General features: G+C 65.3%; 23 protein-coding genes. 15 read left to right on the top strand and 8 right to left on the bottom strand.

Annotation, left to right across the window (positions count from 1 at the left end; genetic code table 11):
• Nucleotides 1–406 precede the first annotated feature (406 nt).
• The 13 genes from GO707_RS11240 to GO707_RS11180 all read left to right on the top strand — a co-directional run bounded on the left by GO707_RS11240 (nt 407) and on the right by GO707_RS11180 (nt 14,073).
• Nucleotides 407–2,032, top strand: a complete 1,626-nt coding sequence (locus tag GO707_RS11240; protein ID WP_114540443.1) for a 5-bromo-4-chloroindolyl phosphate hydrolysis family protein — start codon at nt 407–409, stop codon at nt 2,030–2,032.
• Nucleotides 2,033–2,176: 144 nt separating this feature from the next.
• On the top strand, nt 2,177–3,325 hold the full coding sequence (locus GO707_RS11235; protein WP_114540444.1) for a toxic anion resistance protein: 1,149 nt from the start codon (nt 2,177–2,179) through the stop codon (nt 3,323–3,325).
• Nucleotides 3,326–3,329: 4 nt separating this feature from the next.
• A complete protein-coding gene (ruvX, locus tag GO707_RS11230) occupies nt 3,330–3,746 on the top strand; it encodes a Holliday junction resolvase RuvX (protein WP_114540445.1) in 417 nt (138 codons plus the stop codon).
• Nucleotides 3,747–3,793: 47 nt separating this feature from the next.
• Entirely contained in the window at nt 3,794–5,014 is a 1,221-nt protein-coding gene (gene mltG / locus GO707_RS11225) for an endolytic transglycosylase MltG (RefSeq protein WP_114540446.1), read from the top strand.
• 30 nt (nt 5,015–5,044) lie between these two features.
• Nucleotides 5,045–5,677 carry a YqeG family HAD IIIA-type phosphatase gene (locus GO707_RS11220; protein ID WP_157013049.1) on the top strand — a complete coding sequence of 211 codons (633 nt, stop codon included), beginning with the start codon at nt 5,045–5,047 and terminating at the stop codon, nt 5,675–5,677.
• On the top strand, nt 5,674–6,603 hold the full coding sequence (locus GO707_RS11215) for a shikimate dehydrogenase family protein (protein WP_198161096.1): 930 nt from the start codon (nt 5,674–5,676) through the stop codon (nt 6,601–6,603). Before GO707_RS11220 ends, GO707_RS11215 begins: the two co-directional genes overlap by 4 nt.
• 110 nt (nt 6,604–6,713) lie before the next feature.
• On the top strand, nt 6,714–8,153 hold the full coding sequence (asnS, locus tag GO707_RS11210; RefSeq protein WP_157013047.1) for an asparagine--tRNA ligase: 1,440 nt from the start codon (nt 6,714–6,716) through the stop codon (nt 8,151–8,153).
• Nucleotides 8,154–8,238: 85 nt separating this feature from the next.
• Complete coding sequence (aroC, locus tag GO707_RS11205) at nt 8,239–9,405, top strand: chorismate synthase (RefSeq protein ID WP_157013046.1); 1,167 nt, start codon at nt 8,239–8,241, stop codon at nt 9,403–9,405.
• Between the two features lie 13 nt (nt 9,406–9,418).
• The gene (locus tag GO707_RS11200) at nt 9,419–9,955 is read left to right on the top strand and encodes a shikimate kinase (RefSeq protein WP_227070064.1); all 537 of its coding nucleotides are present in this window, start codon (nt 9,419–9,421) and stop codon (nt 9,953–9,955) included.
• Nucleotides 9,937–11,052, top strand: coding sequence for a 3-dehydroquinate synthase (aroB, locus tag GO707_RS11195; RefSeq protein WP_227070062.1), 1,116 nt, complete (start codon nt 9,937–9,939; stop codon nt 11,050–11,052). Before GO707_RS11200 ends, aroB begins: the two co-directional genes overlap by 19 nt.
• A gap of 221 nt (nt 11,053–11,273) precedes the next feature.
• Nucleotides 11,274–11,726, top strand: coding sequence for a type II 3-dehydroquinate dehydratase (aroQ, locus tag GO707_RS11190; protein WP_227081068.1), 453 nt, complete (start codon nt 11,274–11,276; stop codon nt 11,724–11,726).
• Between the two features lie 56 nt (nt 11,727–11,782).
• A complete protein-coding gene (locus tag GO707_RS11185; protein ID WP_157013045.1) occupies nt 11,783–12,928 on the top strand; it encodes a M24 family metallopeptidase in 1,146 nt (381 codons plus the stop codon).
• A 392-nt stretch (nt 12,929–13,320) separates the two neighbouring features.
• Nucleotides 13,321–14,073 carry a YczE/YyaS/YitT family protein gene (locus GO707_RS11180; RefSeq protein WP_157013044.1) on the top strand — a complete coding sequence of 251 codons (753 nt, stop codon included), beginning with the start codon at nt 13,321–13,323 and terminating at the stop codon, nt 14,071–14,073.
• A gap of 65 nt (nt 14,074–14,138) precedes the next feature.
• On the opposite strand, the gene GO707_RS11175 is transcribed toward GO707_RS11180, so the two are convergent.
• The 4 genes from GO707_RS11175 to GO707_RS11160 form a co-directional block, all read right to left on the bottom strand.
• Nucleotides 14,139–14,882: a ferric reductase-like transmembrane domain-containing protein gene (locus tag GO707_RS11175; protein ID WP_114540455.1), complete on the bottom strand. Its 744-nt coding sequence runs from the start codon at nt 14,880–14,882 to the stop codon at nt 14,139–14,141.
• Nucleotides 14,883–14,993: 111 nt separating this feature from the next.
• Complete coding sequence (gene dmsD / locus GO707_RS11170; RefSeq protein WP_114540456.1) at nt 14,994–15,587, bottom strand: Tat proofreading chaperone DmsD; 594 nt, start codon at nt 15,585–15,587, stop codon at nt 14,994–14,996.
• 2 nt (nt 15,588–15,589) lie between these two features.
• The gene (locus GO707_RS11165; RefSeq protein ID WP_114540457.1) at nt 15,590–16,216 is read right to left on the bottom strand and encodes a DMSO/selenate family reductase complex B subunit; all 627 of its coding nucleotides are present in this window, start codon (nt 16,214–16,216) and stop codon (nt 15,590–15,592) included.
• 11 nt (nt 16,217–16,227) lie between these two features.
• Nucleotides 16,228–18,711, bottom strand: a complete 2,484-nt coding sequence (locus GO707_RS11160) for a molybdopterin-dependent oxidoreductase (RefSeq protein ID WP_157013043.1) — start codon at nt 18,709–18,711, stop codon at nt 16,228–16,230.
• Nucleotides 18,712–18,972: 261 nt separating this feature from the next.
• Here GO707_RS11160 and GO707_RS11155 point away from each other — a divergent pair, with 261 nt between their 5' ends.
• Nucleotides 18,973–20,493 (top strand): helix-turn-helix transcriptional regulator, encoded by a 1,521-nt coding sequence (locus GO707_RS11155; protein WP_157013042.1) that lies wholly within the window; start codon nt 18,973–18,975, stop codon nt 20,491–20,493.
• Between the two features lie 164 nt (nt 20,494–20,657).
• Nucleotides 20,658–21,221, top strand: a complete 564-nt coding sequence (gene efp, locus GO707_RS11150; RefSeq protein WP_114516453.1) for an elongation factor P — start codon at nt 20,658–20,660, stop codon at nt 21,219–21,221.
• A 95-nt stretch (nt 21,222–21,316) separates the two neighbouring features.
• Here efp and GO707_RS11145 read toward each other — a convergent pair whose 3' ends face one another.
• From GO707_RS11145 to GO707_RS11130, 4 genes are all read right to left on the bottom strand, one after another.
• Nucleotides 21,317–22,189, bottom strand: coding sequence for a DegV family protein (locus tag GO707_RS11145; protein WP_198161095.1), 873 nt, complete (start codon nt 22,187–22,189; stop codon nt 21,317–21,319).
• Between the two features lie 149 nt (nt 22,190–22,338).
• Nucleotides 22,339–23,838, bottom strand: coding sequence for a helix-turn-helix transcriptional regulator (locus GO707_RS11140; protein ID WP_157013040.1), 1,500 nt, complete (start codon nt 23,836–23,838; stop codon nt 22,339–22,341).
• Nucleotides 23,839–24,038: 200 nt separating this feature from the next.
• Entirely contained in the window at nt 24,039–25,763 is a 1,725-nt protein-coding gene (locus GO707_RS11135) for an FAD-dependent oxidoreductase (RefSeq protein WP_157013039.1), read from the bottom strand.
• Entirely contained in the window at nt 25,753–26,358 is a 606-nt protein-coding gene (locus tag GO707_RS11130) for a cytochrome c3 family protein (protein WP_114540474.1), read from the bottom strand. The genes GO707_RS11135 and GO707_RS11130 overlap by 11 nt, the downstream gene beginning before the upstream one ends.
• Nucleotides 26,359–26,494: the final 136 nt, after the last annotated feature.

Genomic DNA, 26,494 nt, shown 5'->3' with positions numbered 1-26,494 from the left:
TACTCGACCGTCCGTCTAAAGGCCTTCCGGGAGGGCGGCAGGACCGTCTACGATACGATAGACAACCGCAGGAGGCGGTTGGGGCTGGCGGCGTAGGCCGCTGTCCAAGTAACTGTCCGCACCCCCGTGACGCTTATAACTCGAGATCTCGTGCAGAACCCCCCTTGTTCGTCAACCGACTGGGGCGTTTTGGAATATAACGGGTTCCGCAGGCGGCGGCTGGCGTCCTTATGTTGTTCCCCGTCGGTCGCTCTTCGTGCTTGGGAAACTTAAAGGTGGTGCGCATTCCGTGCGGTTGGGCAGGGGGCTGGAAGCGTCGTGGTAAGATGACGGGGAAACAAGAGATGCGCGGTTCGGCGGCTTTGATGCGATCCGCTGGCTGCGCGGGCGCGTTAGGGGTTGTTCCATGAATCCGCAGAGTCCGGGAACGGGCGGTCGAGGGCCGTACGACAGCTGGGGGAGACCCCAGGGCGAGTCGCAGCAGACCGGGCCGCAGCAGACCGGGCCGCAGCAACCCGGCCCCGAGTACGTCTACGAGATGCCCGAAGATTTCCAAGAGCAGCAGCGGAGCGCCCGGCGGGACAGCGCCGACGGGAATGCGAAGGGGCGCCCCCAGGGCGCGAAACCGGCGCCGGACGCGCCGGGCGTCGGCTCTTGGTCGGCCGGGCCTTCGGGAAGCCCCATTCCTGGCATGTCGGCCAAGGACTTCCAGAAGATGTGCCGATCGGTGGACAGGGCCTTCTCGCAGTTCGCTCGCATGGTCGACCAAGGAGTGAACGAGGCCGCCGAGGCGCTGGGGCAATCGCCCGAGAAGAACTTGAAGGCCCACAAGGAGCTACAGGAGAAGCGCAAGCGGGAGAAGAAGGCGCGCAAGGCCCAAGAGGAGGCGCAGCGCCGGGCGGCCCAGCAAGCCTACGGGCAGCAACGCTCCGGGCAACCGGGCTACGGGGCGCCCCAAGGGACACCGGGCGGCGTTCCCCAGGGTTTTCAGCAAGCGGTGACCTCCGTGGCCCAGCAAGCCCAGCAGTGGGCGCCGCTGGCGAAGGCGAAGAAGCGCTTCCGTTCCTCGGCAGGGCTGACGGCCTCGGGCGTCATCATGGCGGCCTCAGGCGGCGCGGGAACGGTCTTCATCGGAATTCCCGCGCTCATCGCGGCCCTCGATCCTCTTGCCGTTGGTGTCCCCGGCCTCGGCGTGACGGCGGCGCTCGGCGTTATGACGGCCGGTTTCGCCACGTTGCTCGGCTTCGGCGTCCGCAACCTGCGGCGTGCCTCCAAGCTGAAGGCGCTCCAGCGGGCCGTGGGCCAGCGCGAGGCCGTCACCTTCGACGACATTGCCGCGCGCATGCAGGTGAGCCCCAAAGCGGCGCTTTCCACCTCGCGCACGCTCATCAAGGGCGGCTACCTTCCCCAGGGCCGCATCGACGACGAGAACACCACCCTCATGGTGACCGAGAGCGCCTACCACCAGTATCGGCAGTTCCAGCAGAGCCAGCGCCAGACGCTTGCCGAGCGCGAGGCAGCCGAGGCCGCCCGCGCGGCCGAGGCGGCGGCCCGGGCGGCCCACGAGCAGGATCTCTCCGAGCGCCTCACGCCTGAGCAGCGGGCCTTTGTCGCCCGCGGCCGCGACTACGTGCGCCAGATGGACGAGCTGAACGCCGCCATTGACGACGCCGCGGTGAGCGAGCGCATTACGGCCATTCAGGAAGTGGTGGGCCGCATTCTCGCCCGTGCCGAGGAAGAGCCGGCCATCATCGCCGGGCTCGACCGCCTGACCGCGTACTACCTGCCCACCACGGTGAAGCTGCTCGATGCCTACGACCGGTTGGAGGAGGAGCCCATTCAAGGCGAGAACATCTCCAGCTCGCGCAGCGAGATCGAGCATACGTTGGACGTGCTGCACAGCGCTTTCGAGAAGCTCTTCGACGACACGTACCAAGACCTCTCCCTCGATGTGTCCGCCGACATCTCGGTGCTGCACGCCATGCTCGCCCAAGAGGGACTTACGGAAGGCCCCTTCGATGTGAAGCCGTAAACGATTGCGCCGCGCATGGCCGCCTCCGGCATTTCGGACGCGCCTGCCGCGAATGCCCGAAGAAGGCCTTAGGCGCGCTCCCGCCTTCGCGCTTTCCCGCTTGACCTGACCGACTAACTCGCCTCATCTTAGAAAGGATGCCCCATGACCAACGAACTGACCGATCTCACGAACATTCCCGCCCCGACGCTCACGCTCGATCCCGTCGACGACGGCGAGGTGGCCGAGGCCTCCATCATCGAGGTGGACTCACCCGCCGCGCCCAGCCTCGCTGACTCGCTTTCCGCCGAGGAACTGGCCCAGGTGGACGCCTTCGCCCAGCAGATCGACATCGCGAACTCCCAGCAGGTGCTCACCTTCGGCGCCGGCGCCCAGAAGAAGATGGCGTCGTTCTCCGAGACGGCGCTCGCGAAGGTGCGCACCCAGGATTTGGGCGAGGCGGGCGATCTTATCGCCGGAGTAGTGACCGAGCTCAAGAACTTCGACGTGGATGACGACGACAAGGGCTTCTTCGGCCTGTTCAAGAAGTCGGCGAACAAAATCACGTCGCTCAAGACCCGCTACGACACCGCCGAGGCCAATGTCGACAAGATCGCCAAGACCCTCGAGGGTCATCAGGTGCAGCTCATGAAGGACGCGGCCACGCTCGACAAGCTCTACGAGCTGAACCTCACCTACTTCAAGGAGCTGACCATGTACCTTCTGGCCGGCCGCCAGCGCCTGGCCGAGGTGCGTGAGGGCGAACTTGCCGACCTGTCCGCCAAGGCTCAGGCGTCGGGCTCCACCGAGGACGCCGAGGCGGTGCAGAAGCTCGCCGCCGCCTGCAACCGCTTCGAGAAGAAGCTGTCGGATCTGGATCTGTCCCGCACGGTGGCCATGCAGATGGCGCCGCAGATTCGCCTCGTGCAGAACAACGAGATGCTCATGATCGAGAAGATCCAGACGACGCTCGTGAACACCATTCCTCTGTGGAAGAGCCAGATGCTGCTGGCGCTGGGGCTCGCCAATAACGAGGCGGCGCTCAAAGCCCAGTCCGCCGTCACCGACATGACCAACGAGCTTCTGCGCAAGAACGCCGAGAAGCTGAAAGCTTCCACCGTGGAAGTGGCCCGCGAGTCCGAGCGCGGCATCGTGGACATCGAGACCTTGAAGGTCACCAACGAGAACCTCATCCAGACCTTCGACGAGGTGATGAAGATCCAGGCCGAGGGGCGCGCCAAGCGCGCCGAGGCCGAGGCGGAGATGCGCCGCATGGAAGCCGAGCTGCGCCAGAAACTGCTGGAGGTGAAGTAGCCCGATGCGCGTGATGGCGCTGGATATCGGGGAAGTGCGCGTGGGGGTGGCGGTGAGCGACCCGGGCGAGCGCGTGGCAAGTCCGGTGTGCGTGATGCCCGCCGCCGAGGTGACCGGTTGCGCCAAGCCCTTCCGCCGGCTTCTGGAGGACTGGGAGCCGGAGCTTTTCGTCTGCGGGCTGCCCCGCACCCTTGCCGGCGAGGAGGGCCCCCAGGCGGCCCGCATTCGCAAGGAGGCCGCGCGCATCAGCGACGCCTGCGGCATTCCCCACGTTTTCGCAGATGAGCGGCTTAGCTCCGCCGAGGCCAAGCGGAGTTTGCGTGAAAAGGGCCTGAGTGAGAGGGAGATGCGCGGCAAGGTTGATATGATAGCCGCAAGTTTGTTCCTGCAATCCTGGCTCGACGAGCGCTCCCGCGCCTAAGGCATCCGCGGGTCTCGTCGGGCCGTTCTAGAGAGAAAGGCCGCACCTTGGCTCTCCATGGCAAAAAGGTCACCTATTCGTCCCACTCCTCCCGCGCCGCCCGGGCGGCGCATGCCAAGGGGGATCGGGAGTTCCGCACCTACGACACGAGTGCCATCATGCCGAAGAGGTCGCCGGTGCCGTTCATCTGCTTAGGCGTTGTGGCCGTCGTCGTCATCGCCGCTGTGTGCTTCTTTGCCTTCCGCGGCTGCGTCGGCTCGCAAGTGGAACTGCTGGCGCCGGGCCAGTCGGCAGAGGTGACCATCACCGAGGGGGAGACGGCCTCCTCCATCGGCGACGCGCTCGTGGCCGCGCGCCTCATCGGCAGCTCGCGGGAGTTCACCGACGAGGTCACGCGCCTGGAGGCCTCCTCGGCGCTTATCCCCGGCACCTACACCTTCCAGGGCGGCAGCACCCCCGAGGAGCTGGTGCGCGCCATCATGGCCGGTCCCGCCCAGGTGGGCGACACGCTCGCCGTGCCCGAGGACATCACCCGCGCGGAGCTGTCTGAGCTGGTGGCGAGCGCCACGGGCGGCCGCATCACCGCCGAGGCCTTCCTCGCCGCTTCCGAGAACGCGAGCGCCTACGTTGCCGACTATGCGTTTTTGGAAAGCGCCGGCGAGAACTCGCTGGAGGGTTTCCTGTTTCCCAAGACCTACGCCGTGACCGAGGACATGGATGCCGAGGCCGTCGTGCGCATGATGCTCGACCAGTTCGGCACCGAGACTGCCAGCATCTTCGGCGACTTCGCCAACAGCTACCCGGCGAGCCAGGGGCTGACGCTGTACCAGGCGGTGAACCTGGCCTCCATCGTCGCCAAAGAGTCCACCGGCGACCAGGAGGTGCGCGATCACGTGGCCGGCGTCTTCTACAACCGCCTCGCCTCCGATAGGCCCTACCTGGAATCCGACGCCACCACGGCTTACGAGGTGGGCCGCGAGCCCACGGCCGAGGAGGTGCACGCCGAGACGCCCTACAGCACCTACGCGAATGCGGGCCTGCCGCCGACGCCCATCTGCTCGCCGGGCATTGAGAGCCTCACCGCCGTGTGCGAGCCGACCCAGACTGAGGACATGTTCTTCTACTTCTATCCCGACGCCGACGGCGACATGCAGGCGGCGTTCAGCAAGACCTACGAGGAGCATCAGCAGGCCATCGCCGATAATTCCAACGCTGGTGGCGCCGACGGGTCGGGCGACGCTGCCGCCGGCGAGGGCGCGGCCGCCTAAGGGCGCCCTTTTGGTCTTCAGGTGCGACCCATGGCGCTTCTCACCCCCGATCGCTATTTCTCGCGCATCAGCGCCATCGATATCGAGCGCGATTTGCTCGGGTGCGGGCTTTCCCATGTGCTGCTCGACATTGACAATACCGTGCGCGCCCGGGACACGGGATGCGTGCCGCGCGATGTGGGGATGTGGCTCGGCCGGGCGCGGGAGGCCGGGGTGAGCTTCTGTTTGCTCTCGAACAACTGGCATGCCGATGTGTACCGGTTCGCCGGCGAGCTGGAGCTGCCCATCGTGGCCAAGGCCTTAAAGCCGCTGCCGCCGGCGTTTCTCGTGGCCCGGCGCAAGATTGGGGGAGCCGCCGCCGACACGGTCGTCGTTGGCGATCAGCTGGCGACCGATGTGCTGGGAGCCCATCTGACGGGCATGAAGGCCTATATGCTGCAGCCGCTGGTCGAGCAGGATCTGCCCCACACGTTGCTGCTGCGCAACGTCGAGCGGGCTATTTTGGGAGATCGCAAGCCGGAGCCGGCGATCAATATCGCGGAATGCGAGGCGAGCCGTCCCGCGGCGCGCCGCGGACAAGGAAGCGCCCCTCGCCGCTTCGGGCAGGGCGCGCAGCGCGGGGTCGAAGGGGCCTCGCGCGAAACGGGAAGGGAATCGCTGTGAGCGAGAAGCTGTATGTGCTGGGGCACCCGGTGAGCCATTCGAAATCGCCGGTCATGTACAACGCCGTCTATGAGAAGGCGGGGCTGCCCTGGCATTACGGTCTCATGGATGTGCCGACGGTGCCCGAGGCCGAGACGTTCCTTGCGGCTCGCGACTTCCTTTCCATCAACATCACCACGCCCTATAAACCCGAGGCGTTCGCTGCCGCCGATGTGCGGGCCGCCTCGGCCACGCTCGCCCACGGGGCCAACGTGCTCGTGAACAAGGACGGGGCCCTTATCGCCTACAACACCGACGGCCAGGGCTGCGTGGCCTATTTGGAACGGGCCGGCGTCGATTTTCGCGGCGCGTCCGTCGTCGTCTGCGGCACGGGGCCGACCTCCCTTTCCATCTTGCATGCCGTGGCTCAGGCGGGACCGGCCGAGGTGGTTCTCATCGGCCGCGACAAGGAGAAGGCCCGCAACGTCATGCGCACCTACGCCGACGAGCTGGGGGCGATGATCGGACGGGTGGTGGACATGCCCGCCTTCAAAGAAGGGCACCTGAGCTTTTCCGAGGTGTACAAGCAGGTGGGCTTCAAGTTCGGCAGCTACGCCACGTCGCGGCAGGCCATCGCGGGCGCGGACATCATCATCGACGCCACGCCGCTCGGCATGAAGGCGGGCGACCCGGCCCCCTTCGACACGGCGCTTCTGAGCGCCGGCCAGACGGTGTTCGACGTCGTCTACGGCCATGGCGAGACGGCGCTGGCGCGGGCCGCCCGGGCGGCGGGATGCACCTTCCTCGACGGCGCTGGCATGCTTGTCGGCCAGGCCGTCGTCACCGTGGGCATCCTGCGCGACATCGCGGACGAGGAGGCCCTCGATATTCCCGAGGACGAGCTGTTCCGCCTTATGGCGCAGGCCGCCGAATTCGAGCTCGCGTAAACGAGCTCGAATTCGGCGGCTCGGATGCCCTCATCCCGTAGGCGGCGCGGCGGCATCCTGCTATCATAGCCGCATCGGAAAACGTCACTCTCTCGAAAGGTCGCGCCATAATGAACCGCACGAAAATCGCCCAGCTTTACGCCGATGCCGATGCATTCGATGGGAAGGCCGTCACGGTCGCCGGCTGGGTCAAGTCGGTCCGCGATATGAAGAACTTCGGCTTTGTCACCGTGAACGACGGCAGCTGCTTTAAGGACCTGCAGGTGGTCATGGATCGCTCGTCGCTCGAGAACTACGACGAGATCGCGCACCAGAACGTTGCGGCGGCGCTGGTGGTGGAAGGCGCGCTGAAGCTCACGCCCGACGCCCCGCAGCCCTTCGAGCTTGCCGCCGAGCGCATTCGCGTCGAGGGCCCCTCGGCGCCCGACTACCCGCTGCAGAAGAAGCGCGCCACGCCGGAGTTTCTGCGCACCCAGCAGCACCTGCGGCCGCGCACGAACCTGTTCCGCGCGGTGTTCCGCATCCGCTCGGTGGCGGCGGGGTCTATCCACCGCTTCTTCCAGGATCGCGGATTCGTCTACGTGCACACGCCCATCATCACGGCGAGCGATTGCGAGGGCGCGGGCGAGATGTTCCGCGTGACCACGATTGATCCGGCCCAGGTACCGCTCGTGAGCGAGGAGGCGGCCGCGGCCTCGGACGGCGCGCTTGTGGCCGGCGAGGTCGATTGGAGCGCCGATTTCTTCGGCAAGCCCGCCTCCCTTACCGTGTCCGGCCAGCTGAACGCCGAGAACTTCGCCATGGCCTTCGGCGACGTGTACACCTTCGGCCCCACTTTCCGCGCGGAGAACTCCAACACGGCGCGCCACGCCGCCGAGTTCTGGATGGTGGAGCCCGAGATTGCCTTCGCCGATCTTGAGGACGACATGGAGCTGGCCGAGAGCATGCTCAAGTACGTCATCGACGACGTGATGGAGCGCTGCCCTGACGAGCTGGCCATGCTGAACAAGTTCGTCGACAAGGGGCTTCTTGAGCGCTTGGATCATGTGGCCTCCTCCGACTTCGCGCGCGTCACCTATACCGAGGCCATCGACATCCTGCTCGCGGCGCAGGCGGCTGGCCGTGCGTTCGAGTATCCGGTCGAGTGGGGCATCGATTTGCAGACCGAGCACGAGCGCTACCTCACCGAGGAGCACTTCGGCTGCCCGACGTTCGTGATCGACTATCCCGCCGGCATCAAGGCCTTCTACATGCGGCTCAACGACGACGGCCGCACGGTGGCCGCCATGGACTGCCTCGTGCCGGGTATCGGGGAAATCGTGGGCGGCTCCCAGCGCGAGGAGCGCCTGGAGGTGCTCGAGCGCCGCATCGCCGAGCTGGACATGGACGCCGAGCAGTATCGCGCCTACCTGGATCTGCGCCGTTTCGGCACCTGCCAGCACGCCGGCTTCGGGCTCGGATTCGAGCGCTTGGTGATGTACCTCACAGGTGTGAGCAACATCCGTGACGTCATTCCGCACCCCCGTACGGTGGGCAACGCCGAGTTCTAGGCGCTTCGCCGGCGCACCTGCGCTACAATGTGACGCGTTTTTGTTTTCGGGCGCCCGCGGCGGCGCCAAGCGAGGAAGCGAACGCATGGAATACATCACAGCGGGGGAGAGCCACGGGCCGAATCTTACGGCCATCGTGACCGGGGTGCCGGCGGGTCTTCCCATCTCCGAGGAGCACATCAACTCCGATCTGTCGCGGCGCCAGGCCGGCTACGGGCGCGGTGGGCGCATGGCCATCGAGAGGGACACGGTGCGCGTCACCGGCGGCGTGCGCTTCGGGCGCACGCTCGGCAGTCCCATCGCCCTTGAGGTAGCCAACCGCGACTGGGAGAACTGGACGGATCGCATGGCCGCCTTCGGCGAGGCGCCGCGCGATCTGGTGCGCGAGGTGACGCCGCGGCCGGGGCATGCCGACCTGGTGGGCGCCCTGCGCACGAACACCGATGACTGCCGCAACATCTTGGAGCGCGCGAGCGCCCGGGAGACGGCGGCCCGGGTGGCCGCGGCCGGCGTGGCCCGGGAGTTTCTGGCGGCACTGGGAGTGGAAGTGATGTCGTACGTGGTGTCGGTGGGGGATGCGGCCATGCCCGAGGAGACGATGGCCGACGCCGCCGAGCACAAGCCGCTCGACATCGAGCTTTCGGAGATGCGCTGTCCGGACGCGAAGGCGACCATCGCCATGAAGAAGGCCATCGACCGCGCGAAGTCCGACGGCGAGAGCTTGGGCGGCACCTTCCGCATCGTGGTCTGCGGGCTTGCGCCGGGGCTCGGCACCTACGCCACGGGCGCCGATCGGCTCACCTCGCGGCTGGGCGCAGCGCTCTTTTCCATCCCCGCCATCAAGGGCGTGGAATTCGGCCTCGGGTTTCAGGCGGCCGCGCGTCCCGGGTCGCTTGTGCACGACCCCATCGTGCTCGCCGACGGCGAGTTCCGCCGCGCCTCGAACAACGCCGGCGGTCTGGAGGGCGGCATGACCACGGGAATGCCGCTCGTGATCACGGCGGCCATGAAGCCCATCCCGACGCTCATGACGCCGCTGGAAACGGTGAATTTGGACACGCTCTGCGTAGAGGAGGCGTCGAAGGAGCGCTCGGACGTGTGCGCGGTGCCGGCGGCGGCCGTGGTGGCCGAGGGCGAGGTGGCCTTCGCGCTGGCCAACGCCTACTTGGAGGCTTTCGGAGACACCTGCATGGCCGACATCAAGGCGAACATCAAGGCCTACAAGGCGCGGCTGCGCACCATGGGGCGCTAAGATGGCGGAGCGTATGGAACTGACCCGCCCGGTCTTTTTCGTCGGGTTCATGGGCGCCGGCAAGACGTCGGTGGCTCGGCGCCTCGCCCGCACGTGCGGGGTGGCCTCGGTGGACATGGACACCTACATCGAGCGTCGCGAGGGCAAGAAGGTGAAGGAGATCTTCGCCGAGGGCGGCGAGGAGGGCTTCCGCGCCATCGAGACGGACGTGCTGCGCGAATTGGGCGCCAAGCCCGACCCTTTGCTCATCTCCTGCGGCGGCGGCGTGGTGGTCACGCCGGCCAACCACGACGTCTTCCGCGAGGCCGGCTTCGTGGTGTATCTGGAAGTGACCGCCGACGAGGCCGCCAGCCGCATCAGCGATACGTCCACCCGGCCCTTGTTCCAGAACCTGGAAGCGGCCCGAGCCCGCTGCGAGGAGCGACTGCCGCTGTACGAGGCGGTGGCCAACGTGCGCGTGAGCACCGCCGGCAAATCGGTGCCCGCCATCGCGCGGGAGGTGCAGCGCATTCTAGAAAAGGAGGGAATCCTGTGCCCGCAACAAAGATAGTGGTCAACATCCCCGGGGAGGCGCCCTACGATGTGCGCATCGGCGCTACGGTGCTCGCCGGCCTCGGCGAGTCGGTGCGCCGGTTGGAGAAGGTGGGGGACGCGCCGCATTTGCTCGTCATCACCGACTCCAATGTGGCGCCGCTGTATTTGGACGAGGCCAAGTCCTCGCTGAAGGCGGCCGGGTTCCGCGTGAGCGATGTCGTGGTGCCCGCCGGCGAGGACTCGAAGTCGCTTGCGGTGGCCGGGGAAGTCTGGTCGGCAATGGCCGCGCTTGGCCTCACGCGCGATTGCGCCGTGGTGGCTCTCGGCGGTGGCGTGGTGGGCGACTTGGCCGGGTTCGTCGCCTCCACCTACATGCGGGGCATTCCGTTTGTGCAGGTGCCCACCTCGCTTCTGGCCATGGTGGACTCCTCGGTGGGCGGCAAGACCGGCGTGAACCTGCCCGAGGGGAAGAACCTCGTGGGCACCTTCAAGCAGCCGGTTTACGTGTGCGCCTCCACGGCGGTGCTCGCCACGCTGGACGCCCGCGAATGGGCCTGCGGCTGTGCCGAGATCGCCAAGGCGTCGGTGATCGATTCCGACGAGTTCTTCTTCTGGATGATGGATCATGCCGCCGCTCTGGATGCGCGCGATCCGGTGGTGGTTGCCGAGGCCATCGCGCGATCGGTGGTGTTCAAGGCCAACGTCGTGGCCGAGGACAAGACGGAGAGCCGCGGCGTGCGCGAGTGCCTGAACTACGGGCACACCCTGGGGCACGCCGTGGAATCGCTCGCGGGCTACGGGACGTTCTCCCACGGGGCCGCGGTGGCCGAGGGCATGCGCTTCGCGGCGCGCCTCGGCATGGATGTCGTGGGCACGTCCGCCGAGCTGGTGGAGGCCCAGGACGAGCTGCTGGACGCGCTGGGGCTGCCGGCCTTGGCGTGGTCGGCGCCGGCCGACGAGATGCTGGCCGCCATGAAGCGCGACAAGAAGACCCGCGCCGGCGAGGTGCGCTTCGTGCTGCCGCGCGACATCGGCCAATGGGAACTCGTCGCCGTGCCCGACGACGTGATCCTCGCGCACCTGCGCCGGTGGGAGGCTTCCAAGAGTTTGTGACGTTGACGGCGATCGGTCGGGGAAGGTGCTCCGCAGCCCGCTGCGCGCTTGATCCCCTTCCGAACGCGGCAAAAGAAACAGCGAAGATGACGCACATAAGCCGGTACCATCCCGGCATCGTTGCTGCTGAAGTGGAAGCTGTTTCTTAACGGCCGCGTTCTCCAGGGGGCGCGCAGAGGTCTGCGGAGCACCTTCCCCGACCGATCGGAGAGAGGCGAACTTTGTTGAAGAAGATACTGCTCATGAATGGGCCTAACTTGAATATGTTGGGGGTGCGTGATCCGGCTATTTATGGCACGGACACGCTTGAGGCCATCGAGGAGATGGTGCGTGCCTACGGGGCCGAGCATGGCTGCGAGGTCGACTGCTTCCAGTCGAACCATGAGGGCGCGCTCATCGATCGGCTGCATGCGGCCCATGGCAACTACGACGGTATCGTGTACAACCCCGGGGCGCACACGCACTATTCTTACGCTTTGCACGACGCTGTGGAATGTATCGACGTGCCGGTGGTGGAGATTCACATCTCGGACATTAGCAAGCGCGAGGAGTTCCGCCGCCACTCGGTGATCGCGCCGGCCTGCGTCGCCCAGGTGAAGGGCCTCGGCAAAGAGGGCTACCTGCGCGCACTGGATATTCTGCTGGAAAACGCTGTGGCCGAAGGTAGCGAATAGCCCGATAGGGTAGGATGCCGGTGCGACGGGGCGTCCGGACGAACCAGGAGGAATTCATGACGGTATTCGACGAGTTGAACGATCCGAAGGCCTGCGAGCGGCACCTGGCTCGCTTGCGCGAGACGTTTCCCGATCTGGGCGTGAGGGCGCTTCTCGTGCGCGACACGTCGAACATCCAGTGGCTCACCGCCTTCGACGATGTCTTCGACGAGGAGGCGGCTCATGCACTGTATGTCTGCCCCGACCACGCGTGGCTGCATACCGACTCGCGCTATGTGACGGCCTGCGAGAACGCCGCGCGCCACAAGCCTCTGGAAGTGAGTGCCGAGCGCGAGACCCATGCGCAGTTCGCTGCCAAGCGGTGGAGCGACCGGGGCGCCGGGGCGGTCGATGCGCTTTTGGGCATCGAGGACGGCATCTCGCTGGCTGAGTGCCGCCGCTTGCAGAAGGCGTTCGCCGAAGCCGACGCGGAGGAGCCCTTCGTGGAGACCGATGGCGTCGTGGTGGGCCTGCGCGCGGTGAAGGACCGCTACGAGATCGCGCGGATGCGCGGCGCCCAGTCCATTACCGACGCCGCCTTCGAGCACATCGTTCGCTATATGCGCCCGGGCATGATGGAACGCCAAGTGCAGCTGGAGCTCGAGGAGTTCATGCTGCGCCATGGTGCCCAGGGCCTGGCGTTCCCCTCCATCGTGGCCACTGGGCCCAACGGCGCGAGCCCGCACGCCATTCCCGGCGCCACCATGCTGGAGGCCGGCCAGTGCGTCGTGCTCGATTTCGGTGCCCGCTCCTACGGCTACTGCTCGGACATGACGCGCACGGTCTTCCTCGGCGAGCCCGACCCGGAGATGCGGGCGGCGTGGGACGCGCTGCGGGAGGCCAACGAGTCCGTGGAAGCTATGCTTCGGTCCGGCGTCACGGGCAAAGAGGCCCATGAGCGAGCCGAGGGGGTGCTGGCGGCGGCCGGCTTCGGCGGCCGCATGGGGCACGGGCTCGGTCACGGCGTGGGCATCGACATCCACGAGGAACCGGTGCTCGCTCCGCGCAACGAGCGACCTCTCGTTGCCGGCAACGTCGTCACGGTGGAGCCCGGTATCTACCTGCCGGGCAAGTTCGGCATGCGCCTGGAGGACTTCGGCGTCGTGACCGACGACGGCTTCGACGTGTTCACCAACTCCACCCACGACCTCGTGGTCATCTAAGATGCCGCGCCGTCCGTACGGGCGGTGCGCTAGAAAGACACAATGCCGCTCGTCGGCGGTGAGCGGTTGAGTTTGCGCCATCTAACCTTTGCGTGGTTGTGCTCGCGTATTTTCTGCGAGCCAGAACCTTCTCAGTGCTATAACTGAAAAGATAAGAGTACAACCGCGATACCGGAAAGGACGGTGAGGAGACGATGACGGAACGGAAGATCAATCGTGGGAGCGAGATTCGGGCCAAGGGAAAATCCATGGGGCGCGAGCGCTCGGGAGCATCTGCCGATCCGTCCGACAGACCCTCGCCGCAAGCCGGCGGCTTAAAGACTGCGTCTTCGGCCGAAGGCGTCCGAGGCACTCAAGACGGTCTTCCTCCTTCGACTGAATCTGCGGAAGGCTTGCCCGCCGCTCTCGCCGAGCGATCGCTGACGCTGCGCGCCGCCCTGTTTCTGACGGGCCGCATCGCGCTTATGCTGGCGGGCATCGCGGTCATGGGGCTTGGCATCGACATCGTCGTGAAGGCCGATTTGGGCAATTCGCCCATCTCTGCCACGCCCAACGTGCTCTCCCTCGGGTTCACGGCGGTGAGCTTCGGCACGTTCATGCTGGGGTGGCAGTGCTTCCTCGTGCTGGTGCAGATCGCCCTTTTGCGTCGGGAGTTCCGCCTAGTGGACTTGTGGCAGATTCCCATCTCGGTGTTCTTCGGCGTGTGCATTGACGCCTTCATGGCACTGCTCGGCCCTGCTGCGCCGACGAGTTATATCGCCTCGTGGCTGTGGCTCGCCGGCGGCATGGCGATTCTCGCCCTTGGCATCGTGATGACGGTCGTCTCGGGCACGGTCATGAACTGCGGCGAGGCCGTGGTGCAGGCCGTGGTGCGCAAGACTCACGCTCGCTTCGGTACCGTGAAGGTGGGCTTCGATCTCGTCTGCGCGGCCCTGGCGTGCCTGTGCGCGTTTCGGTTCGTGGGCCATTTGGCCGGCGTGCGCGAGGGCACCTTCGTCTGCGCCGCCTTCACCGGCGTCATCGTGAACGTCTACATGGGCCTCTACGGCAAGCTGCGCGACGCCGCCCGCGCCCGATCGAAGGCACGCGGAGAAAGCGCCGCCGATCCACTCGTTCAAGGAGGCGGCGTCTCCAGGCAAGAGTGAGCTCCGTTTAGGATGAAAATTTCGACTCGTTGGGGAAGCGTCCTTTGGCAGCTCGCTCACCCCTTCTAAGCGGCATTCCCGATGGACGTTTCTTCTTCCCTAGTGATAGACGGCGCCCCGGTCGCGTTTCCCCGCGCTTGCTCGTGGCGCTCTGCGGCGGCTTTGCCCAAACGCAGTATTCCATAGGCCCCGAACATCGCCGTGTATATGAAAAGCGATTCCTGGGCGGCAATGCCTCCACGCAGAGCGGCGGGAAGAAGCATGAGCGCAAGATGGCAGAATATCAGGGCGAAGAATAAGTAGGCGAATCGCTGGATGCGCGTCCAGCGACGGCTGCTCATGGCCCGCTTCACGATGCCGAGGGACGTGACGCCGAGAAGAGCGAGCAGCACGAAGAGCGCGACGGCCACACCGAAGGCGACGGCAACATTACCGTTGATGCTCGCATTGCCGAGCAGCCTAGGCAGATAGGAGTCGAGGTACACGGCCATGTGCCCAAAGCAGAGAATGCATGCGACAATGGAAAGCTCGGCCCTGATCGGCTTCATCTGACGGTAGAGAGCTTGTTCCTTGCCGAGACAGCCTATGAACATGACAATGGCAAAGAGCGCGAGGGCAAGCTCGCACTTTTGGATGAGATCGACAAGGGGCGTCCACAGCCAGCGGGGCACACCGAAGGTGGAGCCAACAAAGTAGAGCAGGTCGAGGATGACGGCAATGCCGTAGAAGAAAGAAGGATGCGCCTTGAGAGGGCGTCGAAGGAGGTAGACCGCCACTGCCGCGATAATCAAGAGGAAGAGGAAATTCATAGGGGCTCCTAAGGTTGCCAAAGGGTGAAGCTGACTGCATGACCAGCTTCATATGAGAAAAGAAGGGCGTCCGACGAAGGGGAGGATCGGACGCCCTTGAAACGGGGAGGGCTAGGATTGCCGAAGGAGGGGGACGCCTTCGAGTGTGAGCGAGGCGAGATGCCCCAGCGGCTCGTACAGAGTGCCGGCGGCCGCTGGCTCAAGCTGCGCGAAATAGCGCGGCGCCCAGGTCATCAGGTGCTCTTCCATGAAGGGGATGACCTGATCCGGCTGGTTGTCGCAAAGCCAGCTGAGTAGCACGAGCATGCGCCCGATATGGTCGACGGGCTCGCGGCTTTCCCCTTCGTGCAGTTCGATGCCGCGAGCGCGCATCCAGCGCTGCAGGGCGACGCACGAATCGCCGAACAGCACCGACTCCGAGTCGAGGTAGACCGACCCCCACGGGGGCGCGGCGAGCTTGCCTGGCCCCACGAACAGCCGATGGTAGTCGCGGTCGAGGTCAGCAGGGTCGGCCCCGACCGTGCACTGGAGCTGCTCGCCGATTTCCTCCAAGGCCGCCTTATCGCCATAGGGCCACTCGGCCGGAAGATCCGCGGACGCCAGGCCCTCCAAAAGCAGTTTGGCTGTCGAAGAAGAGGGCTTCTCAAGGAAGAGCGTTCCCAGTACCAGCGCGCAGGGCGCGGTGTTCTCAGCGGGCGCGTTCATGGCTACTCCACTTCGAGGGGGTTGGCTAGGTAGCCCTCGTCGAGGTTGTAGGTGTCGGAGTCGATGGCCTGGCAGCTTCCGATGACGAGGTTGGGGCCCGTGGTCGGCTCGGGCAGGGGCGGCACCTGGCAGAGATCGCCGTGCTTCTCGCGCAGCTCGTCGATGGGGCCGAACTCCAGAGCGCGCAGCGGGCAGGAGCCGACGCACATGGGCTGCTCGTCGTTGCGCACGCGGGCCAGGCAGCCGTCGCACTTGCGGGAGACCGACAGCTCCGCATCGATGCGCGGCGCGTCGTAGGGGCATGACTTCTGGCAGGTGCCGCAGCCGATGCACACTTCCGGGTCGGCGTTCACAAGGCCCGTCTCGGCGTCTTTCCGCATGGCGCCCGTGGGGCAGTTTTCCACGCAGGCGGGGCTGTCGCAGTGGTTGCAGGAGACGGCCAGATGGTAGTTGAAAGCCGTCTTGTTCCACGCCCCCTCGGGGGTTTTCTCCCAGCTGCCACCCTCGAAGTCGTAAATGCGGCGGAACAAGATGTCGGGCCCCAGGTCGTGGTAGTCCTTGCAGACGAGTTCGCAGGTTTTGCAGCCGGTGCAGCGCGAAGAGTCGAAATAGAAACCGTATTGCGTCATGGGAAGCCTCCTTAAGCCTTCTCGACCTGCACGAGCGTAGAGCCGGTCGACGGGCAGTTCTTGGAAATGGGCGACCAGTGGTGGCCGCTCAGGGTGTTGGCGTTGGCACCGATGTCCACGCCGTCGAACACCTCGCGCCGGTGGGCATGGGGCATGCCCACGACGCCGGGCATGATGCGCGCCGTCACGCGGGCCATGATCTGCACCTCGCCACGGTCGTTGAACACGCGCAGGGTGTCACCGTTCTGGATGCCGCGCGATTCGGCGTCGATGGGGTTGATCCACAGGCAATGACGGCAGGCCTGCTGCAGCTCCTCGATCACCTGGTAGCGGCTGTGGAACTGGTTTTTCGCCTTCCAGGTGGAGAACAGGAGGGGGTAGGTCTCGTTAACGTCGGCCACGCCCTCGATCTCGGGGAAATAGCTGGGCACCGGCCGCACCACGTCGCGCTCCCCGTTGTGGAACGTCCAGGTGTCCCGTATGGTGGCCAGGCGCTCGGAGTACAGCTCGATCTTGCCCGAGGGAGTCGTCCGGGGGCGTCCTTCCGGGTCCTCGACGTAATCTTTGAGCGCGATGAAGGGGACGGCCTCGACGGGATCGCGCCAAAAGCCCATCTCCAAGCCCTCCTGGAAGGACGGGGCGTTGCCGTTGGGGGCCGAGGGGCGACTGTACTCCTCGTAGCGGGTCTCCATCCATTCCTCCCATGTCTTGCCTTCGGTGAACTCGTCGCGCAGGCCGAGGCGCTCGGCGAGATCGGCGACCCAGTCGTAGGAGAGGCGGCATTCGAACTGCGGCTCTTGCACGGGGCGGCCGAAGACGAAGCCGAGCGCGGAGCCGCCGGTCACGGTGGAGACCATGTTCATGCGTTCCTGGTACATGAGATCGGGCAAGATGATGTCGCAGAAGGGCAGGGAGGTAGACATGATGACGTCGCAGCCGAGGATGAACTCGCACTTGCTCTCGTCCTCGAGGATGGTGGCCGCCCAGTTCAAATCCGAGCTGGAGTTGCCGAAGCAGCCGGCCTCGTAAAGAGCGAGGAACTTGATGCCGACCTCGAGCTTGTCGCCACCCTGGATGCCGTCGGTCAGTGCGGTCATCTCCAGGGGATGGTCCATGGCGTTGAAGCGCCCGGAGATGGAGATCTTCTTGGTGACGGGGTTTTCGCCGATGGGCACCGAGTTCCACATGCCGCCGTCGAAGTTCATCTGCATACCCTTGCCGTTGAGCCCCGGGCAGGTGCCCGCTCGGCCGATATTGCCGGTGATGACGGGGAGGGCGGCGATGGCGGCGGCGTTCCATTCGCCGTTGTGGCGGCGCTGGGGCCCGAAGCCCTGGGTGATGAAGCAGGTCTCATGGTCGGTTATGAAGTGCGCCAGGTACGTGATCTTCTCGGAGGGAAGGCCGCAGATGGGGGCCGCCCACTCGGGCGTCTTGGGGATATTGTCGTAGCCGGTGCCCATGATGTAGTCCATGTAGGAGGAGTTCGCCGGAGCCGATTCGGGCATGGTGTCGGCGTCGAAGCCGACGACGTATTTGTCCAGGAAGGCCTTGTCGTGCTTGCCCTCGCTGATGATGACGTAGGCGATGGCGCTTGCCAGGGCGCCGTCGGTGCCGGGGTAGATAGGGAACCACTCATCGGGGTTGCCCGAGGACCCCTCGCCCAGGCGGTAGTCGACGAAGGCGACGGGGATGCCGGCTTCCCGCGCCTTGGCCACCTCGTACACTTCCCCCATTCCGCACATGCGCGATTCGCCCGAGCCGCAGCCGAAGAACAGCCCGCAGTCGGCATCTTTAATGGCGGAGGTGTTGCTTCCGAGGCCACCGGCACAGTCGAAGGTCTGGCCGTCGAAGCCGAAGAGGTAGTTGGCGGTCTGCGCGATCTGTCCGTTGGACTCGGAGTTGATGGTTCCCAGATGTCCGCCGGTGAGGTTGAACAGGCGCTGGATGGGGTAGTTGCGGGTTCCCGTTGCGCACAGGAAGAACGCCTCGGGCCCGTAGGTGTCAAGGGTGTAACGGTACTTCTCGGCGATGATGTCGAGCGCCTCGTCCCAGCTGATGCGCTCGAACTCGCCTGAACCGCGCTTGCCGGTGCGCTTCATGGGGTACTTGAGGCGATCGGGGCTGTTGATCCACTTCCGCACAGAGCGCGCCTTCAGGCAGGAACGGAACGAGACGCCACCGAACTCGTCGTCGCCTTCGGTGTCGTTGTCGACCCAGCGCAGGGTTCCATCCACGACGTGGCACTTCAGGGGGCAGGCGACGAAGCCGCAGTGGCAGCAGCTCTGCCAGATGACCTCTCCCTCCTCGGGGATGTCGTTGGCCACGACGTCGGTGGTTCCCGTTTGCGCGAGGTCTTCGCCCTTCTCTGCCGTTTGGGGTGCGCAGCCGAAGAGGGAGCTTGCGGCCCCTGCTCCGGCCATGGCCGCTAAGGCCGATAGGGTAGAGCCCTTGACGAACCCCCTCCGCGAGACGGTCCTCTCTGTTGCTTGTGCCATAAATGGTCTCCTTTCTCCTCGAGGCGACACCCCTCCGGTGTCTGTGCCGTCTGATGCCAGTTTGGCCTCGGAAGAGCGGCTTGTGTGAGACCCTGTTTTGGTGAAAAGTCGTTTTCAGCTGTCAACCTTTTTCGTGAATTACCGAGAAATGCCTGATGGCAGAGAGATTGGAGAGGAGCGAAAGATGCCCCGCTTGCGGCGGTTCTCCTCCTGATCTGGTAGACTTCGGTTTGTTCGCAGTTGAAGAGGGGGTCGCAATCGGTGAAGCTGTTCGATGTGGGCAAGGTCGTTTCATCGTCGATCGGCATGGCGGCGGCCATGTCGCTCTCGTCGCTGTTCTTGTGGAAAAGCGACTGGCTCTCTGTCCCTTCGGGGGCCTTCTACGGTTCCCATGGCGTGGGAATTGCAATTGGCGTCGTGGTGAGCGCGGTGGCGATGCTGTGGTGCACTCTGTCGCGGCGGTCGCTGCGCCATTTCGGGATGGGCGTGGTTCCCTGCGTCGCCCTTGCGAGCTTGCTCGTGTCCGGCCTGCCGATGGTGGAGGGGACGGCTCAGTGGGTGCTCGGCATCGCGATTCCCGTTGCGGGCTCCTATGCGCTTGTATTCTCGTGGCTCTACGTTATATCGTTGCGCGATATCGAGGTCAGTTTGATGGCGCTGCTCTTGGCATGGGTGGTGAGCTTTTTCGCAAGGACGTTCTTCGAATCCTTTACGGGCGCGGCGGTGACGCTGGCGATTTCAACGGCCCTTTTGGCCGCCAGTTGGATATTGCTTCTCGCGCAGAACCGCCAGATCGACCTTGCCTCGCCGATGGCGACGTGCTCTTTCGCTGACAACCGGGTGAGCTATATCCACGGGCTCGGCAGTTTCTGGCGCAGCGTGCTGTACTGCGGAGCCTTTGCCTTTCTCGGCGGAATGGTGCGGTTTCTCTCCATCGGCACGACGGCGATGACGTTTGTCAACTACGGTTCCGCGCTCGCGGGGCTGTTCGCCCCCATCGCCCTTATGCTGCTGTGGCGGTTTCGGACGGTGCGCTACACCATCGACGGTGTGTTCCGGCTGGCGTTTCCCCTGATCGTGGTGGCTCTCGGGGCGCTTCCGTTCGCCTATGGGACTCCGCTTGTCGTTGCGGCCGCGCTTCTGTACATGATTTACAGCTTTCTGTCGCTGAGCGTTCAGATCCTCGCCGTTCAGGTGTCGCACGACTACGGCATCGACCCGGTGTTCTGCCTGAGCTTCCAGACGCTCGTTTGCGTAGCCGCGCAAGGTCTGGGGTACCTTCTGGGCGCTTTGGCCCCCTGCGGCACGGCATTCGACGTCTCCCCGTATGCCGTTATAGCTCTCGGGTCGGTGTGCTTTCTGGCGCTTGTTCTGTACGGAACACGGGCGCTTCATCCCTCGCGCTCGGAGACGAGCCGGCCCATCGAGTTCCTGTCGCTGGCTCGGACGCGGGAGGGCGCGACCGATCCGGCGTCGGATGGCGCCATCGACTTGGATGCGGACGACGCGATCGCGGAAGAGGCCCTGGGAGATGCCGAGCAGCCGCACTACGAGGATAAGACGGCCCTCCGGTGCGACCTCATCGGGAGGAAGTACGCCTTGTCGCAGCGGGAAATCGAGGTGATGGCCCTGGTGGCGCGAGGGCGCACCATCTCCTCCATCGCCACGGAGCTGTTCATTTCCGACAACACGGTGAAGACGCACCTGCGCCGGCTTTACCAGAAACTGGACATCCACAAGAAACAGGAGCTGTTCGCCCTCATCAACAGCTACGTCGATTAGGGGCGATTAGGGGTCGATGGAGGGATGCTTGTCCTCGTCGACCTGCGTCCTCTCATATTTTCTTTGCGAAGAGGGCGCGAGACGGCTATACTGTAACGGTTTAAACCAAACGCGGCGGGCGACCGGAGGGTTTCCACGGCGCGTGAGCAGGAAAGGAAACATCCGTGGCAAGCATTTCTACCGCCGATTTCAAGAACGGCATGTGCATCATCAACAACGGCAAGATGTGCACCATTGTCGAGTTCCAGCACGTGAAGCCGGGCAAGGGCGGCGCGTTCGTGCGCACTAAGCTGAAGGACATCAAGACCGGGCGCGTGGTGGACTACACCTTCAACGCCGGCACCAAGTTCGACTCCGTGCGCCTGGAGTCCAAGAAGATGCAGTACCTCTACAACGACGGCGCCGATTACTGGTTCATGGACAACAGCACGTTCGAGCAGATGCCCGTCTCCGCCGATATGGTGGGCTCCGCGGCCGATTGGCTGAAGGAGAACGACGAGGCCACGCTGCTGTACGCCGGCGACGAGCTCATCAGCCTGGAGCCCCAGATGTTCGTGGAGCTCGAGGTCACCCACACCGAGCCGGGCTTCAAGGGCGACACCGCCACCAACACGCTGAAGCCGGCCACCCTGGAGACGGGCAAGGAGGTGCAGGTGCCGACGTTCATCGAGATCGGCGACGTCCTGCAGATCGACACCCGCGACGGCCGCGTCATCAAGCGCGTCTAGCGCAGGCGAGCATCCCGCAGGTTGGAAGGCCCCTCTCGAGGGGCCTTTTGTTTTGCCCGTCCGGCGCCGACCCGCTGTTTTGCAGCGCCTGAAGCCTACTCCCTTGCGAAGAAGGCGAAGGCGACCCCTCCCGGGCCCACGTGCGTGCCGATGACGGCTCCGACCAAGGTGAGGGGCATCTCAATCTCGTCGGGGCTCGAGATGAGCCCTTTTTCCGTGGCGATGGCGAGTGAGTCGGCGATGTATTTGCGGGCGGTTTTGTCGGAAAGTCCGGAGTAGGCCACCCAGATCGGGCGCGTGAGATCGACGCCGCCGGCCTTCTCGATCTCCTCGAACACCATGTTGCGCGAGGCCTTCGAGCCGCGGGCCTTGCCCAGCACGACCACGTCGCCATCGACGACGCCCACCACGGGCTTGATAGACAAAAGGCCGCCGATGGCCGCCGCCGCGCCCGAGATGCGTCCGCCGCGATGCAGGTACTCCAGCGTGTCGAGGGAGGCCACGAGGCGGATGTCCTTTTTCTCCTGGTCGAGGCAGTAGGCGATGTCGGCGGCCGAGAGTCCCTCCTCGCGCAGTGCCCAGGCGCGCTCCGCGAGGAGGCGTTCTCCGATAGTGGCGTTCTCGCTATCGACCACGAACACCGACTCCTTGAACGGGGCAGCGGCGATGCAGGCGCTTTGGTAGGTGCCGGAGATGTGACTCGAGAGCGTGATGACCACGGCGGTGTCGCCGGCGGTCACGATTTCCTGGAAGATGTCCTGGAACACCATGGGTGGGATCTGGCTGGTGCGCGGCAGCTCGTCGGTCTCCACGAGGCGCTGGAAGAACTCGGTTCGGGTGATGTCGACGCCTTCGGCGAATTCCTCGTTGCCGAAGGTGATGGTCATGGGGATGATTTGGATGCCGTGGTCGCGGGCGTAGTCTTCCTCTATGTCCGCCGACGAATCAACGATGATGCGAATGGCCACAATGCCTCCCAGCTCGGTTGTTTTCCCCCTATTCTATCGTTCGCGTGTCGCTGCCTGGTCAAATCCGAAGAAAGGCGAGTAAATTGTTCATAATTTGAGAACGGTTTCTCGATTGACAGGCCGCCGCAAAAGTGGCCGCTGGGAAGTGTCTAGCCCTCCACCAGATCAAGCAGTTCCTGATGGGAGTGGATGTCCAGCTTCGCGTAGATGTGCTTCACGTGGGCCTTCACGGTGTTGCGGGACACGACGAGTTCTTCCTCGATGTAGGCGCGATCGCGGCCGCGGGCGAGCATGGCGAACACCTCGGCCTCCCGTGGGGTGAGGGAGAACTCGCTCGCGATGGTTGCGCAGCGGGTGGCGAAGGTCTCGTCGGTGGTGCGAGCTGCGGGCATCGGGATCGCCCCCGCTCCCGCATCGGCGCCGGTTCCTGCTCCTTCTCCCGCACCGGTCCCGTTTTTGGTTGACGCCGGCATACCCACCGGCACTGGATCGATGCCGTCGATAGCGCCGGCGAAGGTGAAGCGCTTCAGTCCGATCGTCACGTAGGCAGCGAATATGAGCAGGAGGGCGGCGGGGATGGCCGCTTGCAGCGTCGGAACGCTTTCGGCGGCGGCATTGGCCAGCATGCCAGCGGCGGCGCCCGTAAGCGACCCCGAGGCTGAGACGCCGGTTCCCCAGGCCACCGTCGTGATGGCGCCCAGCGGATTTCGGGCAGCGATCATGATAAGCGCCATTTGGGCGGCCATGGCGAACAGTCCGTTACCGGCGTTCAGCAGTGCCACGTCGGCCGCGCCGCCGTCGGCAATGAGCAGGGGCTGGGTTGCCAAAAGGAACCCGGCCATCACCGCGAGGGCCGACAGTTGCACGAGCCCGTCGGCGGGAAAGCGCCGGCGCGAGAGCGTTACGTACAGGGCCACGCACGCCAGGGGCAGCGCCGAGAGGATTGATGCGCGGGGCACGCCGTCCACTTCCCCGAAGCGCAGGGCGAAACCGAAGGCCACCTGAAAGAGAAAGAGGCAGACGAATAGGGCCGAGAACGGCGCCAGGAACGAGGCCGGTCGTGTGACGGCGATGTCGCTGGGGGCGGGGCGGTCGTGGGCCATGTCGAAGTAAAGGCGCGCGCCCCGGGCCGTGAGTGCAATGGCCGCTAAGGGAAAGATGAGGAAGAGGGCGGTTCCGACCCACGGGGGAAGAAGCGATGACGCAGGGCTCGCCGCCAGCTGAACGGTGTAGGCCAGCGCGATGATCGCGGCCGTCGCGTGCATTTCGAGGCGCGCGAGATAAAGCGCCGTCGACACCGTGGCCACCGACCGGCCGATGGCAGCGAGGCTCGCCCCCGCGACGAGCGCTGTTGGCGATTCCAGCTCGAGGCCCAGGGCCAGAAGCGCACCGCCTCCCAGAAGGCACGCCACCGCCGTGCCGACGATGGCACGTTCCCGCAAAAGGCGCGGCGCGCGGTAGGCCGCGAATCCGAGGCCGAGCAAGGTTGCCGCCGAGAACGTGACGGAGATGTCGCGGGCGAACATGAAGATGGCGTCGAACTGCGGGAAGAGCGAGCCGTTCATGAGAGATGTGGCGCCGAGCGTCAAGAGCAGCGCGACGAACCCGCGCAGAGGTTGAGCTTCGTTCGTTGTGCTTTCCGTTTTCATACAGCTCCCTTCCACCTCCCTCTATTCTACACGCGAAGACCCCCTGTCCGCACGGACAGGGGGTCTTCTCTTATAACCGCTGGTCGTTGGAGGGGAGGCGCGACCGACGGCATCCCTTAGGAAGGGCTTGGCGAATTGCTTTCGTGGGATGCAGGGTAGGTGACCAGCAAAAGCGAACGGCGCTTCGCGAGTGCGCGGCCCTACGCCTGTCCGGTGGCGGCCAGCATGCCGGCACGGCGCCCGAAGGTCATGGTGCGCCCGCAGGCCAGGCCAGTCAGCAGGTTCGGATAGCTGACGGAGAAGAAGCCGCCGGAGTCGTTGCCAGTGAGGTACAGGCCCAAAATGGGGTCGCCGTTCTCATCGCACGGGTGCATGTTCGTGTCGATGGTGATGCCGTCCAGCGTCGCCAGGAACCATGCGCCGGTGCGCACGCCGTAGAAGGGCGGCGTGTCGATGGGCATCAGGCGATGCTTCTCCTTGTAGTAATCGGTGTCCTCGCCGGCCGCGGCCATCTCGTTGTAGTGCTTCCACGAGGCCACGGTGGTCTCCACCGGCAGGTTCAGCTTCTCGGCCAGCTCCTCCATGGTGTCGGCCTTCTGCACGTAGCCGTCCTCGATGAGCTTCTCAATCATGCCGTCCACCACCTGCATGGGGATGTTGTTCTTCGCCCCGTTGGGGAAGGGGAACAGACGGCAGCAGCCCACTTCGTCGAAGGCCTCGGCCTGCGCGGCGTGGTTCGCGTCCCAGATGTCCACGTAGGTCTGGTGCGGCTGCATGATGGTGGAGTGCAGCATGTAGTCGTAGGGACCGCTCTCGTTGCAGAAGCGCTCGCCCTTCAGGTTCAGCTTCAGGAAGGGCTGCTCGCCGAACCAGAACCAGCGGCCGAGCACTCCGTCGCCGGCGTACTGGTCGGGCTTCACGCAGGCGCGGTTGAAGGTGCAAGCGGCACCGAGCGGATCCATGGTGGCGCCGAGCCACAGCGCTGCCTTGATGCCGGAGCCGGTGGGATTGCCGCCGCTTCCGGGGGCCGCGATACGGATCTTCTGATTCCAGGCCTGGCGGTCCTCCATCATCTCCAGGTTGTTGCCGTAGCCGCCGGTGGAGAGGATGACGCCGCGACTCGCGTTGATGCGCAGGTAGTGGCGGTCGCCCTGCACGTCCCGGGCGATGACGCCGGTCACGCGTCCGACCTCATCGGTCTCGCACTTGATGAACTCGGTGTACCAGCGCACCTCGGCGCCTTGCTCAGCGGCATAGGCCAGGATGGATTCCGCGAAGCCCCACTCCTCGTCCTCGCCCAGGGCGTCGGTGGGCTGGGGACTGTGGCCGGTGGCGAAGGCCTTGTCGCGGCCCGGGTCGGAGGTGTCGCCCACGCCGCCCTCGAATTCCATGACGAGCTTGCCGTCGCGCTGGATGATGTCGGTGAGCCAGTCCACCATGGCGCCGGACTCGTCGGCCCACAGCTTCACCAGGTCGTAGTTCACAAAGCCGTTGGCGTAGCGGACGATATCCTCGACGGCCTCTTTCTTCTCGATGCGGAACTCCGGGAACTCGTCGAAGGAGGCCTGTTGCAGGCGCGAATCGATGGCGCCGATGTCCTCGCGGACGTTATGGGGGGTGCCCTGGCGGTCGATGCCGAGCACCTTCGCACCGTTCTCGGCCGCCGAGATCATGGCCGGGATGCCGCCGGTGCCCATGCCCACCACGAGCACCTCGGTGTCGATGGTCTCGGTGATGTCGGCCTCATCGATGACGGGCGGCGCTCCCAGCCAGGAGGGGCCGCCGAAGTCGCCGGTGCTCGGATTGGTCGGCTCGGCGGCGGCGTAGCCGTGCCCGCAGCCGGAGAGGGCCGCAGCGGACAAGCCGCCCAGGGCCGCAAGGCCCGCGCCCTTGAAGAAGCTGCGACGTGTTACGTTACTGGACATTGGGAGCCTCCCATCCCTCGGGCAGGGTCAGATCATGGCACTCGTTGCAGACGAGCACCTGGTTCTCGTGGGCTTTGTGGCAGTCGCCGCATTCCAAGGCCATGTCCTGATGGCTGGAATGCGGGTTGTACTTCTCGTCGTTGCCGGCGAATCCCCACAGGCCCGCGGTGATCTCGTCAAAGGACTTGCCTCCGTGGCACTCGGCTCGCGCGCAGAACTCCTCGCTGGCGAACTGCTTGCCGGTGGCGAGCATGGTGCCGTCTTCGGTCATGGGATAGTTGTCGGACACCCAGGCGCACACCTCCGAGATCTGGGTCGTCAGCTCGGCGGTGTGGCAGTCGAGGCACGACTCGCCGGCCTTCGCGTGCACGGTCACGCCCAGGTTCGGGTCGCCGGAGTCGTAGGTCTCCACGTAGTAGTCCATGGGGCTGTGGCAGATGGCGTTGCAGAAGCTCGGCTGCTCGTGCCACACCCAGAACCCGGCGCCGGCCACCACGATAATGGCCGCCACCACGCCGGCGACGATCCACCCGCGCTTGGGACGCTTCTTGGGAGCCGGTCCGCCCGCGGCCCCCTTCTCTTCGTCGATGCTCATGATCGTTTCCTCCCTTCCTTACTTGTGTTAGAAACGATGGCGCCCAGTGTGCGCCGCGCCGCCCCGAAAAGCTATTACCCCAGCGGGGTAAACTTCGCGTTTAGCCTGATGGGGGCGGGGTAGGAAAGCGGGGAGG

Origin of the sequence: Adlercreutzia rubneri (genome assembly GCF_009755265.1) — a bacterium.
Classification (GTDB): domain Bacteria; phylum Actinomycetota; class Coriobacteriia; order Coriobacteriales; family Eggerthellaceae; genus Adlercreutzia; species Adlercreutzia rubneri.
This window is presented reverse-complemented; position numbering and strand designations above follow the sequence as displayed.